Below are 14,967 nucleotides of genomic sequence, written 5' to 3' on the forward strand. Positions count from 1 at the left end.
TTCGCGTCAGATTCAAGACGTGCAGTTCAGCCACCGCAGTCCCCGTCGCGTTCCCGCAAGTCACTACCGCGGGCATCGTGCCGGCAGATCAACAAGAACCAGGCAGGCGGCCGACCCGCTCGGGCAGGTCGGCCAGCTCCTGGATCACCTGGGCCACAACCTCGGTCTCGCCGGCCGCCTCGAGGATTCGGCGCGCCTCCTCCAACGTCTCGCGTGCCTCCTCGACGCGGGACGTCTTCGTCAACGCGACTCCCAGGTTGTGGTGAGCATGACCCAGGACCAGGGCGATCGGGTGCGCGCTCAGTTCGGGCAGTGCCTCGTGGATGACGTCGATCGCCTCATCCCACCGTTCGAGTTTGAGGTAGGCGGCTCCCAGGTTGTGCAGGGTCACGCCGATGCTGTAGGAGGTGATGGCCGGATCGCCACCGTAGGCGGGATCCCGAAGCACGGCCAGGTAGGCCAGGCTGTGCTCCACCATCTCCTCCAGCCGCCCCAGTCGGCCCAGCGCCACCATGATGGTGGTCATGGCCTGCGGGTACCCCTCCAGATCTCCGGCCAGGCGCAGGAGCTCGGCACTCCGCCTGAGATGGTCCAATGCGCTTTCCTGCCTGGCCCGATCATCCTGAATGGCCCACGCGGCGTAGAGCAGTGCCCAGCCCTGGTGCCGTACGTCGCCGGCCGCCTGCGCCAGGTCCACCGCCCGCAACGCGGCCGCCTCGCCCTCGGCGACGCGGCCTTCACAGTAGACCAGGGCCCAGGACAGGTAGCCGAGATGAATTGACTCCTGGAGCTGGTCGCCCATGGCTCGCGCCGCGCCGGAAGACAGCTCGAAGATCTCGCGCCAGTGGCCCCAGTACATCCACTGGTCGGAGAACCAGTGCATGGACTCGGCCACCTCGACGACCGTCGCGTGCTCGCCCTGCCTCGCCGCCGAGCGCAGCGCCTCCAGCCAGGCCGTACCCTCCGTCTGCAGCCAGTCGCTGGCCTCCTCCCGGCTGTCGAGCGTGACCAGGGAGCGCCAGCCCGGCGGCGGCTCGCCGTACCCCGGCTCGAACCACCGCCCGGCCAGGACCGCCACCTCCAGCAGCCAGCTCTCCATCCGCCGTCGCGCGGCGTGCTGCGCCTCGATCGATTCCTCCTTGGCCAGCTGTGCGCGGGCGAACAGGCGGACCAGGTCGTGGAAGCGGTAGCGGGCGACGTACGGCGACTGCAGCAGGCCCAGCTCGACCAGTTCCTCCAGCGCGTCATCTGCCTCGTCCGGCTCCGTCTCGCTCAGGATCGCGGTCAGCGCCACCCCGAAGTCAGGTGCCGCGGCCAGGGCCAGGCGCCGGAAGACCAGGCGTGCCCTACCGGACAGCTGCTCGTAGGAGAGCGCGAAGGCGGCGGCGACGGCCAGGTCGCCGACCGCCAGGGCCTCCAGCCGGCGTTCCTCGTCGTCCAGCCGTCCGGCCAGCTGGCTGGGCGTCCATCCCGGACGGCTCTGCAGCCGGTTGCCGACGATGCGTACGGCCAGCGGCAGGTAGCCGGAGAGTTCGGCCAGTCTGGTCAGGCCTGCCGCGTCCGACCCGGAACGTTCCTCGCCCACGATCGTGCGCAGCAGGCCGACCGTCTCCTCGCCGGACAGTGGAGCCAGCGGGATCTGCCGCACGCCCTCCAGCCCGGCGAGGGTCCTGCGGCTGGTGACGATGGCCATCCCGGCGCCTTCCGGTGGCAGCAGCGGGCGGGCCTGGCTCTCGTGGGCGACGTTGTCCAGGACGATCAGGCACCTGCGCCGGCGCAGCAGCGCGCGGTAGTGTCCCGCCCGCTCCTCCTCGTCGCCCGGGATCCTGTTCTCCGGGACGCCGAGCGCCTTGAGCAGGCGCGACAGCGCCACCATTGGATGCAGGGGCGTGGCGTCCATGCCGCGCAGGTCGAGGTAGTAGCGGCCGTCGGGGAACAGGTCCGCCAGGTGCTCGGCGGCATGCACGGCCAAGGCGGTTTTGCCGAGCCCGCCGGTGCCGGAGACAGTGGCGACGTTCGCGGCCGGCGCGCCTGCCTGCTCGGCCAGCCGGCGCAACAGGGACAGTTCCGCGGCTCGCCCGGTGAAGTCGCCCACGCCGCGTGGCAGTTCGCACGAACCCGGCGCGGGGCCGGTCGGCCTCGGACGGCCCGCCTGCGCGGCGTCGGTCAGCGCCGTCCGCCGGTCGTCGTCGAGCTTGAGGGCGTCGGCCAGGGCGTCCACCGTACGGCGTTGCGGCCCGCGGCTACGGCCACGTTCCATGTCGCTGATGGCTCGCGCGCTCACCCCCGACGCGGCGGAAAGCTCCTCGAGCGTCAGCTTGGCGTCTTGCCGCAGACGCCGTAAGAGCAGACCGAACTGGCTGACCATGAACCGAATCTACCGAATCTACCGGGTCGCGCCGGTTGTGGATCAACGTGTCCGGATCGTGGATCGGCGCTACTTCTGCGTGCGGTTCTTCATGGTCGTACCAGGGGCCCCGCGACTTGGATGAAGACCAGAAAGCCCACGTCAAGCAAGGGAATCCGACATGCCTTACGTGACCACCGCCGACGGGACCGCGATCTTCTACAAGGACTGGGGAACCGGGGGTTCGCCGGTTCTGCTCAGCCACGGCTGGCCGCTCAACTCCGACGCCTGGGAAGCCGCCGCCCTCTTCCTCGCCGCGCACGGGCACCGCGCCATCGCCCACGACCGGCGCGGTCACGGCCGCTCGTCGCAGACCTGGCACGGCAACGAGATGGACACCTACGCCGACGACCTGGCCTGCCTGATCGAGCAACTCGACCTGCGCGACCTCACCCTGGTCGGGCACTCGACCGGCGGCGGGGAGGTCGCCCACTACCTCGGCCGGCACGGCAGCGACCGCGTCTCGAAGCTGGTCCTGGTGTCGGCCGTACCACCCCTCATGCTGCGCGGCGAGGACAACCCCGAGGGCCTGCCGATCGAGGTCTTCGACGCCATTCGCGCGGGCGAGGTCGCGAACCGGTCCCAGCTCTACCGCGACCTGGCCGACGGCCCGTTCTTCGGGCACAACCGCAAGCAGGACGTCGACCAGGGCTTCAGGGACGCGTTCTGGCTGCAGAGCATGGCCTGCGGGCACCGCGGCGCCTACGAGTGCATCGCGGCCTTCTCCGCCACCGACTTCCGGCCGGACCTCGCCAAGATCGACGTTCCCACGCTGGTCATCCACGGTGACGACGACCAGATCGTGCCGTTCGAGGTCGGGGGCAAGCGGTCGGCCGAAATGATCAACGGCGCTGTCCTCAAGGTGTACGAGGGCAGCGGGCACGCCCTGCCCGACACCGACCGCGACCGCCTGCACGCCGACCTTCTCGCCTTCGTGAACTCCTGAGGAGCATGACGTGACCCTCCTACGCCGAGCCGGCCGCCTGCTGGGCGCCCTCGTCACGAGCTGTGCCCTGATCCTCGGCCTGAGCGGAGCAACCGGCTCCGCCTCCGCGGCCGCCGCCAAGCCGACCGTGGTCCTGGTGCACGGCGCCTTCGCCGACGCCTCCGGCTTCAACCAGGTCATCGGCCTGCTGCAACGTGCGGGCTTCCCCGTCATCGCCCCGGCCAACCCGCTGAGGGACACCGCCGGAGACGCCGCCTACATCTCCAGCGTCCTCGACACCATCGCCGGACCGGTCATCCTGGCCGCCCACTCCTACGGCGGCATCGTCATCACCAACGCCGCACGCGGGCACGGCAACGTCAAGGCCCTGGTCTACCTCGGCGCCTTCGCCCCCGACGAGGGCGAGAGCGCGCTGCAACTCGCCCAGCAGTTCCCCGGCAGCGAACTCGGCGCGGCCCTGATCGCGCGGCAGTACCCGGTGCCCGGCCGTACCGAGCCCGGGACCGACGGCTACATCGACCCCGCCAGGTTCCGCGCGGTGTTCGCCGCCGACCTGCCCGAGTCCACCACCCGGCTGATGGCCGCCACCCAGCGGCCGGGCAGCGTCGAGGGACTGTCGGGACCCAGCGGCGCGCCCGCCTGGAAGACCGTCCCGTCCTGGTACCTCATCCCGGCCCAGGACAAGGTCATCCCGGCCGCCGCCCAGCGCTTCATGGCCAAGCGCGCAGGCAGCAAGGTCACCGAGATCAACTCCTCGCACGTCGTCATGATCTCCCACCCCGCCGCGGCCACGGCCGTCATCCTCGCCGCCTACGCCGCCACCCGCTAGGAGATGCCGATGAAACCCGACACGATCGTCCTGATCCACGGCTTCTGGGTCACCCCGCGCAGCTGGGAGAACTGGATCGCCCACTACGAGGCCAAGGGGTTCCGGGTGCTCGCCCCCGCCTACCCCGGCTTCGAGGTCGAGGTCGAAGCGCTCAACGCCGACCCCGCGCCCATCGAGCGGGTCACCGTACCCGAGATCATCGACTCCCTCGAGAAGCTGGTCGGCAGCCTGGACAAGCCGCCGATCCTGATGGGCCACTCCGCGGGCGGGGTGTTCACCCAGATCTTGCTCGACCACGGGTACGGCGCGGCCGGTGTGGCAGTCAACTCGGCCCCGACCGAGGGGGTGAAGGTCATCCCGCTGTCGCAGGTCAAGGCCTCCTTCCCGATGCTCAGGAATCCGGCCAACCGGCACAAGGCGGTCGGCCTCGACTTCGAGCACTGGCGCTACGCCTTCACCAACACCTTCCCCGAGGACGAGGCGCGGGCCACCTACGAGCGCTACCACGTCCCGGCATCCGGCTCGATCTTCTGGGGCAGCGCGCTGGCCAACATCCACCCAGGCAAGGACGACACCTACGTCGACTACCACAACAACGCGCGCAAGCCGCTGCTGTTCATCTCCGGCGAGCACGACAACCTCATGCCGCCGAAGATCCAGCGGTCCAACGCCAAGCACTACAAGGCGCAGGACACGATCACCGACGTGGTCGAGTTCCCGGGCCGCTCCCACCTGATCCCCGCCCAGCAGGGCTGGGACGAGGTCGCCGATCACGCCCTGGACTGGGCGCTCAGGCACGCCGGCTGAGGCGAGCAGGTCCGGCGTGACGACACCGCCACGCCGGACCTGCACTTCAGCACGACCGACCCGGGCCCTCACCACGCAAAGGAAACGGTCACGTGACGAACGTCCACTTCACCCATATCGGCGGACCGACCGTGCTCATCGAGTTCGGCGGCTGGCACCTGCTCACAGATCCCACCTTCGACGCTCCCGGGCAGACCTACTCCTTCGGGTGGGGCACCTCCTCACGCAAACTCACCGGACCAGCCATGGCCGCCACCGATCTGCCACCCATCGACGCCATCCTGCTCACCCACGTCCACCACGGCGACAACCTCGACCTCAGCGGCCGGTCCATGCTGCCGGGCGCGGGGACCGTGGTGACCACCCGGCCGGGAGCCCGTGCCCTGCCGGTGGCGGCTCGCGGCTTACGAGCCGGCCAGTCGACCCGCCTGGAGGCGCCCGGCCGCCCGCCCATCGACATCCTGGCCACCCCCTGCAGACACGGCCCGCCGCTGAGCCGCCCGATCACCGGCGAGGTGATCGGATTCGCCCTGACCTGGCCAGGCCAGACGTACGGCCCGCTCTGGATCACCGGCGACACCGTCTACCACCGTGCGCTGCGCCGGGCCGCCGCCGCGATCCGGCCCGGCACCGTCCTGCTCCATCTGGGCGGCGTCGGCTTCCCCCTGACCGGGCCGCTGCGTTACACGATGACCGCGCGGCATGCCGTACGGCTGTGCCAGGCCTTCACCCCGCGCACGGTGCTGCCGGTCCATTACGAGGGCTGGGAGCATTTCCGGCAGGACCGCGACGGCGTGGAACGCGACCTGTCGCGGGCACCGAACGAGATCAGCGCCCTGTTCCAGTGGCTCCCCCGAGGTGCGGCGGCACAGCTCCAGATCTGACCTCATCGGGTTGGCCTCTTGCACAGGTCAGAGCCCGGACACGGCTCTCATCGCCAGTGGAGGTCTCCGACCAGCGCCGTCTCCGCGCCGCCGTCGGCGAAGATGACCTGGCCGGTGACGAAACGGTTGTCGGCGCAGGCGAGCCAGCAGATGAGCTCGCCGACCCACTCCGGCCGCCCGGGGAAGCCGCCGAACGGTTGCGGCGACGAGGCCTCCACAGCCGTACGGATCTCCTCGCTCGCGAAGATCCACGAGGCTGCCGGGGTGTCGACGACGCCGGGTGCGACGGCGTTGAGCGCGATTCCGGCTCCCGCCCACTCCGGAGTCGGGGCAACCCTGCGCACCCAGCGGTTCAGGGCGCGCTTGGCTATGCCGTACGCACCGGTTGGGCCTCCGATGGACGGCTCAGCCAGCACGTACGAGACGGCGGCGGCTTCGTCCCCGTCGAGACATGCCTGCACGACGCGCTCGTCGGCTGGCGCCAGCGATGAGGTCGAGGACACCACCACGGCTCTGGGCGCTTCGCTCCGGGCGAGCAGGGGCCGGAGCCCTTCGAGGGTCGCGACTGTGCCGAAGTAGTTCGTTTCGAGCAGGCCGGTCTTGCCGCCTCCGGCGACGGCGAGCACGGCGTCGACGGGTCCGCGTCCTGTCACCTGGTCGACCAGGGCCTGACGGCCGTCAGGTGTGGACAGGTCGGCCTGGATGTCGGTGTCGTTCTCCGCGTTGAGGTCGCAACCGATGACCTTGGCGCCACGCTCGCGGAGCAGCGCCGCCGTCGCGGCGCCGATGCCCGATGCCGAGCCGGTCACGACGTATGTCCGTCCGGCGACTCCGTTGGAGGTCATTGCCCTTCCTTTCCTGTGCGGGTGCTGCGCTCGAAGAGCTGGACGAGTTCCTCCGCGCAGCTGGCGGGGTCGAGGCCGGTGGCGATGAGCGGGGCCATGCTGTCGATCGAGGCCCGTAGCGCCGCCGCCATGACCCGCGGATCGAACGGCCGGAAGACACCGGCGCGCTGCCCGTCCTCGAACAGGCCTGCCAGGCGGTTCTGCGATTCGACGTGGTAGCGCTCCCAGTCGCTCAGGCCGCCGTTGAGGAGGATCTGCCGGAGCGCCTCCACCTCCTGCGCGTGCTCCGCGATGAACGCCACGTTCGCCCGGATGACCGCGGCGAGCAGCTCGCGCGCGTCCGTCAGACCTTCGAGGGCGGCCTGCATGTAGGTCTCGCTGTCGGCGACGACCTGGTCGGCCACGGCCGTGAACAGCTCGTCCTTGCTGGAGAAGTGGTAGGTGATCAGCCGTTTGCTGCTGAGCCCCGCCTCCTGGCAGATGGCCTCGAAGGTGGTGGCCTGGGAGCCGCGCGCGGCCAGCACGGCGATCGCGGTACGGGCGATCTGCTCCCTGCGGGCCGCTGTGGCGGCCTGGCGAGTGATCATGGTCGTGGCGCCGCTCTGCGGCAAGCAAAGTAATCCACCCGGATAACTTTATCCGAGTGGATAACTTTGAGCAAGCCGCGACACTCGGTGCCAGTAACAGGGCGTGGTCACTCGCGCTTCTGGGGGTCGGGGATCGGGTCGGCCAGGCCTCGTTGCGATCGGGGTCGTCCGGCTCCTCAGTACGCAGCAGATCGTTCCTGCGGACTCTCCCCCACGCCTCGCTGGAAACCTCATACCCAGAGTTCTAAGGACGTAGGAAGAAAGTAAGGCGGTCATGGCAAGTACGCAGGCCACGAAGGTCGAGCCGGCGACCGTGAGAACGATCACGACAAATCTCCAGGTCCGCGCGGTATGACAGGACGGTGATCAACCCACGGAGCGATGCCGTCTCGCGTGTTCCTCATGCCGGTTCCCCTTCGTGAAGCTCTGCCTCCTGGATGGAGATGTAGTCGCCTTCATCGTTCGCTCGTCCGTTGTCGTCGTTCGTGGAAGAACAGTGGCTGACGTCACGGACATCGACGGACAATGGCTGACATGACATCGCGTTCGCGCAGCCTCGATCCTGATCTCCCGCGGGAACGCTTCGCCCTGGAACTGAGGGACCTTCATCGGCAAGCGGGGCGACCGAAGCAGCAAACGCTCGCAAGCGCGATGCACTGCAGTCACGCGACGGTGTCGGGGATCCTCAACGGCCATCGCTTTCCCTCCCGGGAACAGACGGAGGCACTCGTGCTCACCTGCGAAGGTGACGTGAGGGCGTGGAAGCACCGCTGAGCCGTAACCGACCGGGCGCTCGGCGCGGGACCCGTCACTGAGCGTCCAACCGGCGTTGACACGCCAGGAGCACCCTGGCATCTGTCTGGCCGGGAGCTCTATCGAGCCATGCTCGCCGAGGTGAGCCGGGCCAGGTTCCGGATTATGACAACCTTTATCCGGCATCGACCGCCGGAGTATTTCCTTGGGTTCACCCATGAGGAAACCACGCAGGTCGGCTGTCGTAGATAGGCTGACGTTTCCCGCACGAACCGCTGGGCCCACTCCATGAGATCCGCGTCGTGGATTGGTCGCTGGGCGTGGATGCCATCAACATGGCCGTCTTCGACGACTCGGTGGCACTGCTCGCCTTCACGCCTGGGTCGGCGCAGCAGCTCAACGGGTTCCGGATCCTCGATCGCAGGATGCCAGTTCGCCGCGTTTGAGAAGTCAATCGTGCCGCCGCTGAACTGTGCGCCATCGAACCTGACTTCGCCGCCGGAGAACTCTGCGCCGAACCAGATCTTGCCGTCGGAGAAGGTCGAGTGGCTGCGGGTTCTGGGGCCATCCGGCCGGAATCGAACGCCAGGACCTCTGCCGCAGTAAAAGCGTAGACCTGATCTTGCAGGTAGCCCGCGTTCCCGCAGGTGATCGCGTTCACCGCCGCAGTAACTTCGGTACTCACTGCGGGGGGCCGGACCTGAGAGTGATCAAGGGCCTGAGCTAGGGAAATGCTCGCCAGCGTTCATGTCCGGCCGGATGATCCCAACAGCCCAACAGGCAGCCAACCTGGACCCAACGGGTCTCTTCTACCTTGATGGCGTGGAACTGCGACGGCCGATGCCCTGATTGAACAGCTCGTATCGCTGATGGTTGTCCAGACGTTCCTCCCCCGGGTACCGCGATCACGTTCGTCTGTGGCGGATCCGGGTTCCGGATTGTCCAGCGGCCAAACGCTGGGGGCTGTCTGCCGTCACCTGCTTGGCGAGTGGCGGTTCACGGGCCTGGGCTTGCTCAGGCAACCAACGAAGGAGATCTTATGTTGAGAAGGTTCATCGTGGCTGCTGCTGCCGTCTCCCTGGTAGGGCTGGGGTTCGCGTCGCCTGCGAGTGCAGGCAGCCTTTCCTCGTCCCCCGCGTACGGTTGCGCGGCCGGAGACTTCTGTGTGTATTCGACAGAGGTCATCTCCCCAGGGACGAAGATCAGTATCGGTCGGGGGGAGAACTGGCCAGCGGACGGCAAGTACTCCAGCGTGGCCGGCAGCCCGTACAAGAACGTCCGGTCCTTCTTCAACAACGGCAAGCGCGAGACCTATGACCATGTCTGGGTGACCTACGTCTATGGGGACGGCACAGGTGCAGCTCGATGCGTTCACCGCGCTGTGGACGGCGACCTCGCGCAGGGACATGAGTTGACTGATCTCCGGCTCCCCGCGACGGTCATCCGGATCGAGTGGAGGAAGGAAGACTGCGTCAAGTAGTCCGCCTCCGCCGGTAGGCCAGTAGACGCGGACAGGCCCCGATCCCGGGGTCATGCTTCCTCGCAGGCCATGACGCCTGCGAGGAAGGGTGTCTGATCTGACCTGAAAATCAATCCTTAGCCGGGCGTGCGGCAGCGGACTGTTCCTGACATTGCGGGGCGGGCCGGTACGGACGACCCAGGCAAGCAGGACGGAGTCGCCGTAGTCGTCGACGGTAACGGCATAGCCGCCGCCGGGCAGTGACGGCGGGTCGATCACCGCGGCGGCGAGCTGGGTCTCGGTGTACGGGCGCAGCGGCCGCGCACCCTGACGTCGTCTCGGCCGGGGACGCGGCCACGCAGCAGCGTCCAGCGAGCTGGCCTGCCGGTAAAACTGAGCCCACCAACCTTCCCACAGGTAGGTGCCCTTGCCTGTGGTGAGTGCCTGACCTGTTGGGGATGGGATCAGAGGGACTGCCGGGCGTATTCTCCGGGACGTGGGTCGGGCATACCAGATGGGATTTCGGCGACGGCGCCGCCCTCCCCCGCCCCGGGACCGCGGCCGGGCCCATGCGCGTCACCCTTGTGGTGGCCGACAACGAGGGCTGCTCCATGCAACAGGTCTGCGCTGGGCATGCGGCCTACCGCTAACGGTTCGCCTACCGCCCGCGCCAGCCGAGTCGTGACCATCCAGCAAGGAGATAGGCCGCACTCGCGCGCCCGATTGTCTAATGGCAGAAGGCCGAGTCGATCATTTTCCCGAAGGCGGCCATGTCGGGCGGGGTCGACTCGTTGGCGGACAGGGCCAGCTGGGTCTTGCCGTCGGTGGAGGTGAACATGGCCGTGAGGTAGCCGGGGATTCCTCCGGTGTGGCCGATGATCTTCCGGTTGCAGGTCGTGGTCATCTCCCGTATGCCAAGGCCGTAGGCGCCGAGCTGGGCACCGATCGGGACGGTTCTGGTCATCTCGGCGAGTTGGGCGGGCTTGAGCAGCTTGCCGGACTGCAACGCGGTGATGAAGGTGGTCAGGTCGGCCGTGGTGGAGATCATCGCGCCGCCGGCGCTGGCGATGCTCGGGTTGAGCCGGGTGACGTCGGCGTAGCCCTTGGTTGTTTTGATATATCCGTGTGCGTGCGGGCCGGGTAGCCGGGTGGAGTAGACGGGGGCGGAGGTGTGCTTGAGCCCCAGCGGCTTGATGATGCGCTTGGTCACCTCGCTCTGCCACGTGTTGCCGGTCACGGCCTTGACCAGCATGCCCAGCACCACGTAGCCGGTGTTGGAGTAGGCGAAGCGGGTGCCGGGCTCGAAGTCCAGCGGCCGCTTGAGGGCGGCGGCGACGAGTTTCTCGTCGGTGAATTTGGTCCAGCGGTACTTCAGGTACGGCTCGCCCACGGTGGGGATCGGCTGGGAGTCGGTGTAGTTGGGCACTCCGGAGGTGTGCTGGAGGATCATCCGCACCGTGATGTCGTCCTGGCGAGGCAGCAGGCCGGGCAGGTAGGTGCCGATGGGCTCATCCAGCCTGATGCGTCCCTCTCCGGCGAGGTGCAGGACGGTGGCGGCGGTGAAGGTCTTGGTGGCGCTGCCCATGCGGAAGTACCCGCCCGCCGGCACCGGCCGACCGCTGTTGATCATGGCCTTCCCGGCGTGGAGTACGGTGGGTTTGCCTACCTCGGTGAGCCTGGCCTGGACTCCGAGGACGCCGCCCGAGCGCACGACCTCGTTCATGGCTTCCCGTAGTGAGGCGGCGTGGTCTGCGCCGGGTGCCTGTACGGCTTGCGCCGGTGCGGATGCGAGTCCGATGGCGAGCGCGGCCAGCGCGAGAGAGGCGGCAGTGGTGGTGCGCATGTTCACGCGTATCCCCTTTGTTGGTGTTTGGGTGTTGATGACCAACGTAGGGTTCGGCGTGCCGCGCCTCGATCCCGCGCACTGGCCGCTTGAGGTGGTGCTGGCTACACCACGCCTCAGCGCCCACTTGGCGCAAGACCGCGGGTCAGGAGGTGTGGTTCAGCGGCACAAGCCCCACGGCCTTTTCAGGTGCTGGACGGCTTGACCGGTTTCGGTTCGAGGGGCATCGTGACGCTGGCGGCGCGCCCGTCGTCGGTGGCCGCGGTCCAGGTCCTGTAAGCCCGGGATGACGCCGCTATGGCCCCAGGCGATGCCACCGCACGACAGCGGCGAGCTGATGATCCCCAGGCCGCCCTTCGCCAGCTCGTCCTTCAAGCCCCCGCATCGCGGCCGAAGCCGGCGCAACCTGGAACCGCTACGTCCCCGGCGACCACACCAAGTAACCGCACAAGCCATCTCACCCGCGCATCACTCAGTGTCGATCATCGCCGTGTGGGGCCGCTCTCCTTCCTGGCCGGGAAGGGTGGCCGTCGCAGCCTGAAGGTGTTCTCGATCGATGCCGTCGAGCAGAGACCGGGCTCTGGCGGCCCAGTGTTGTTCGCCCAGCGGGGTGAGCGTGTCCAGGGCCTCCTGCCAGCAGGTCCTGGCGCGGTCGTGCTGGCCGAGTGCCGCGAGCGCCTGCCCGAGGACCGTCGCCAGCCTGCCGCTGTGCAGGCTGAGGTCCATCTCCCGTACCTGGGCGTAGGCGAGTTCGGCGTGGCGCACGGCCTCGGCAGGCCGCCCGAGGGCGAGCAGGACCTCGGCGAGCCGCTGACGCGTGCTGCACGCCAAGCGGTGATTGCCCGCCTGGCGGAACCCGGTGAATGCCGCCTCGAGCTCGGCCATCGCCTGCACGTGCCGGCCCAGGTCCAGGAGCCGGTCACCGCGGGAGAAGGCCATCTCCACTGCAAGATCGGGGTCCAGACGGGTCAGCTCCATGTCGCGGTTGGCGTTCACCCAGGCCAGCACCTCGGCCGCCATATCCTGGCTGGACCAGACTCTGGCGAGGCTGGATCCCGCGTATACCAGCCAGTGCCGCTCGCCGACTTGCCGCAGCCCCTCGATCGCCTCGGTCAGCACATGTTCCGCCTCGTCCATGTCGCCGAACCTGATGCGGTCAAGGCCGAGCATGTGCTTGCTGTAGGCGGCCACCGGATCCTGCACGCTGTCGGCCAGCGCGACCGCCCGCCCGAGCTGCGCGTATCCCTCGGCTGGACGGCCCGCGTCCCAGTAGGCCAGGCCGAGGAAGAAGCGGGCTCTGCTCTCGACCCGGGCGTCGGGTGCCGCCGCCGCGATCCGTTCCCCGGCGGTGAACACGCGGGCCGCGGGTGTGCTGCCGCTCTCCGGGAACGTCAGCAGCACATCGGCTGCCGTCGCGACGAGGTCCCCCGTCGCCTGCATCGCCGCGGCCAGTACGGCGGGCTGCTCGGTGGTGAACCACTCCCTGGCCGCCTGCTTGCCGTCGAAGGCGAGGCCGCCACGCGTGGGCCGTTGCAACAGCGTGGTCAGCGCCTGGAGCGGATTGACCGTCGCGTATCCTGCCTGTCCTGTGGCCAGGTAGAAGCCGAGCAGCCGGGCCAGCCACGGCTCCGGCTCGCCTGCCAGGCCCCTGGCGTACAGGCGTAGCAGGTCGTGAAAGCGGTAGCGGCCAGGCGCGGGCGATTCCACCATGTTGAGGTCCACCAACCCCTCGGCCAGCCCCTCCGCCTCCTGCTCGCCCACGTCGAGCACGGCAGCTGCGGCCGCGAGCGACAGGTCGGGACCGTCAGGCAGCGCGAGCAGCCGGAACGCGCGGGCCTGCGCGCCGTCGAGCTGCCGGTAGGCCAGGTCGAAGGAGGCTTCCACGGTGTCGGATCCCGCTCGAAGCTCGGTCAGCCGCCTGCGCTCGTCGGCGAGCCTGTCCACCATCGCCCCGATCGTCCACGCTGGCCGTACGGCCAGTCTCGAGGCGACGATGCGCAGCGCGAGCGGAAGGTGGCCGCACAGACCGGCCAGTTGCTCGGCGGCCTGCCGCTCAGCCAGCACCCGGCCGGCACCCAGTACCGCAGACAGCAGGTCGACCGCCTCGCCCTGCGTCATGACGTCCAGGCTCACATGGCGCGCCGACGGCAGCCCGACCAGCGTGGCCCGGCTCGTCGCCAGCACCGCGCTGCCGGCCGTGGCCGGCAGCAGCGCCATGACCTGGGCGGCGTCCCTGGCGTTGTCGAGCACAATCAGGACGCGGCGACCGGACAGCAGCGACCGCAGCATCGCCATCCGCTCGGGCTCGCCGTCCGGCTGCCTGCCTGCCTCGACACCCAGCGCATCGAGGAAGGACCCGAGCACCCCTGCGACGTCGGTCATGTCGGATAGCTCGGCGAAAAGCCGGCCGTCCTCGAACTGCGGGGCCAGCTCGTGCGCCACCGACACCGCCAGACTGGTCTTGCCGACGCCGCTGGCCCCGGAAAGGATCACCAGCGCGGTGGCGTGCTTGGGCACCGACAACGCCGCGCGTAGCGTCGCGGCCGCCGGCTCACGTCCGGTGAACGCGGCGGGTACGGCAGGCAGCCAGGTCGGCGCGGGGCTTGTCACCACGACGGCTGCGGGCCGGCGCGCGGCCAGCGCGGGATCGGCGCGCAGGATGCGCAGGTGCAGGTCGGACAGTTCGGGAGAGGGCTCCACGCCCATCTCCTCATCAAGCAGCCGCCGTACCTCGGCGTAGACGGCCAGCGCCTCCGCCTGGCGGCCCGTGCCGTACAACGCCTCCATCAGCAGCGCCCGCAGCCGCTCGCGCAGCGGATGCTGGGCCACGAGCGCGGTCAGCTCGCCGACCGCCGGGGCGTGCTCGCCCGTGTCGAGGTCGAGCCGCAGCCGCCACTCGACGGCCATCAGCCGGCGCTCGGCCAGCCGGTTCCGGTGCATCTCGGCGAACGGCCCTGGAACCCCGGACAGCGCCTCGCCGGTCCACAGCTTCAGTGCCCGGCCGAGTGTACGGCGAGCGTCCTGCGGCCCCTCGCGGCCCGCCCGGTCGAGCAGCTCCTCGAACACGGCCGCGTCGACGGCGTCGTCTGGCAGGCGCAACGCGTACCCGCCGCCCTGCGACACCAAGACGGCCGGCTTGGCATCGCGCGCAGGTTCGAGAACCTTACGCAGGTGGGAAACGGCCGTGCGGACGGCGCCCACGCTGGAGGGCGGCGGCGCCTCCCCCCACGTGCCGTCGATCAGCTCACTCATCGAGGCGCTGCGCCCCTGCCGCAGCAGCAGGCCGAGCAGCAGCGCCTGCCGCTGCGGCGGCCCCAGCTCGACGGGCCTGTCCCCGCGCCAGGCCGCGGGCGTGCCGAGAACGGCAAAGCGCAGGCTCATGGATCCCCCGACCACACCAACTCAATACGGATATGTGACCCATGAAAATAGCAGAAAGCCGTCAAGGGCCATAAAACCTACAATTTCAGAACGACCAACGGTTACCAGGCGTCGCAGTTCGGGGCGCGAGCATTGTCATCCTCGGTTCCCTTCGTGGCGACGATGCAGCCCACGTCCGGATACCCGTACTCGATGTTGTACTTGCTACGGATACGCCAGCTCCTGT

Annotated in this window: 12 protein-coding genes; 7 read left to right on the forward strand and 5 right to left on the reverse strand. The window is 69.0% G+C overall.

What is annotated here, in order from left to right; all coding sequences use genetic code 11:
- Positions 1–88 precede the first annotated feature (88 nt).
- The gene (locus tag ACIBG8_RS09650) at positions 89–2,368 is read right to left on the reverse strand and encodes a helix-turn-helix domain-containing protein (protein ID WP_397342201.1); all 2,280 of its coding nucleotides are present in this window, start codon (positions 2,366–2,368) and stop codon (positions 89–91) included.
- A 160-nt stretch (positions 2,369–2,528) separates the two neighbouring features.
- Between ACIBG8_RS09650 and ACIBG8_RS09655 the strand changes: the two genes are divergently transcribed.
- The 4 genes from ACIBG8_RS09655 to ACIBG8_RS09670 all read left to right on the forward strand — a co-directional run bounded on the left by ACIBG8_RS09655 (position 2,529) and on the right by ACIBG8_RS09670 (position 5,873).
- A complete protein-coding gene (locus tag ACIBG8_RS09655) occupies positions 2,529–3,353 on the forward strand; it encodes an alpha/beta fold hydrolase (protein WP_397342202.1) in 825 nt (274 codons plus the stop codon).
- 10 nt (positions 3,354–3,363) lie between these two features.
- A complete protein-coding gene (locus ACIBG8_RS09660; RefSeq protein ID WP_397342203.1) occupies positions 3,364–4,182 on the forward strand; it encodes an alpha/beta fold hydrolase in 819 nt (272 codons plus the stop codon).
- A 9-nt stretch (positions 4,183–4,191) separates the two neighbouring features.
- Positions 4,192–4,989 (forward strand): alpha/beta hydrolase, encoded by a 798-nt coding sequence (locus tag ACIBG8_RS09665; RefSeq protein WP_397342204.1) that lies wholly within the window; start codon positions 4,192–4,194, stop codon positions 4,987–4,989.
- A 92-nt stretch (positions 4,990–5,081) separates the two neighbouring features.
- Positions 5,082–5,873 carry an MBL fold metallo-hydrolase gene (locus ACIBG8_RS09670; protein WP_397342205.1) on the forward strand — a complete coding sequence of 264 codons (792 nt, stop codon included), beginning with the start codon at positions 5,082–5,084 and terminating at the stop codon, positions 5,871–5,873.
- Positions 5,874–5,920: 47 nt separating this feature from the next.
- Here ACIBG8_RS09670 and ACIBG8_RS09675 read toward each other — a convergent pair whose 3' ends face one another.
- Together ACIBG8_RS09675 and ACIBG8_RS09680 are read right to left on the reverse strand one after the other, a co-directional pair.
- Positions 5,921–6,718 (reverse strand): SDR family oxidoreductase, encoded by a 798-nt coding sequence (locus ACIBG8_RS09675; RefSeq protein WP_397342207.1) that lies wholly within the window; start codon positions 6,716–6,718, stop codon positions 5,921–5,923.
- Entirely contained in the window at positions 6,715–7,305 is a 591-nt protein-coding gene (locus ACIBG8_RS09680) for a TetR/AcrR family transcriptional regulator (RefSeq protein ID WP_397342208.1), read from the reverse strand. Before ACIBG8_RS09680 ends, ACIBG8_RS09675 begins: the two co-directional genes overlap by 4 nt.
- A gap of 534 nt (positions 7,306–7,839) precedes the next feature.
- Between ACIBG8_RS09680 and ACIBG8_RS09685 the strand changes: the two genes are divergently transcribed.
- The 3 genes from ACIBG8_RS09685 to ACIBG8_RS09695 all read left to right on the forward strand — a co-directional run bounded on the left by ACIBG8_RS09685 (position 7,840) and on the right by ACIBG8_RS09695 (position 9,538).
- Positions 7,840–8,079, forward strand: a complete 240-nt coding sequence (locus ACIBG8_RS09685; RefSeq protein WP_397342209.1) for a helix-turn-helix domain-containing protein — start codon at positions 7,840–7,842, stop codon at positions 8,077–8,079.
- Positions 8,080–8,360: 281 nt separating this feature from the next.
- Entirely contained in the window at positions 8,361–8,504 is a 144-nt protein-coding gene (locus ACIBG8_RS09690; RefSeq protein ID WP_397342210.1) for a hypothetical protein, read from the forward strand.
- A gap of 593 nt (positions 8,505–9,097) precedes the next feature.
- Positions 9,098–9,538, forward strand: coding sequence for a hypothetical protein (locus ACIBG8_RS09695; protein ID WP_397342211.1), 441 nt, complete (start codon positions 9,098–9,100; stop codon positions 9,536–9,538).
- A 706-nt stretch (positions 9,539–10,244) separates the two neighbouring features.
- On the opposite strand, the gene ACIBG8_RS09700 is transcribed toward ACIBG8_RS09695, so the two are convergent.
- Positions 10,245–11,360 (reverse strand): serine hydrolase domain-containing protein, encoded by a 1,116-nt coding sequence (locus ACIBG8_RS09700; protein ID WP_397343916.1) that lies wholly within the window; start codon positions 11,358–11,360, stop codon positions 10,245–10,247.
- Positions 11,361–11,828: 468 nt separating this feature from the next.
- The gene (locus ACIBG8_RS09705; protein WP_397342212.1) at positions 11,829–14,741 is read right to left on the reverse strand and encodes a BTAD domain-containing putative transcriptional regulator; all 2,913 of its coding nucleotides are present in this window, start codon (positions 14,739–14,741) and stop codon (positions 11,829–11,831) included.
- Between the last annotated feature and the right edge of the window lie 226 nt (positions 14,742–14,967).

The organism is Nonomuraea sp. NPDC050556, assembly GCF_044457355.1.
In the GTDB taxonomy this organism is placed as follows: Bacteria; Actinomycetota; Actinomycetes; order Streptosporangiales; family Streptosporangiaceae; genus Nonomuraea.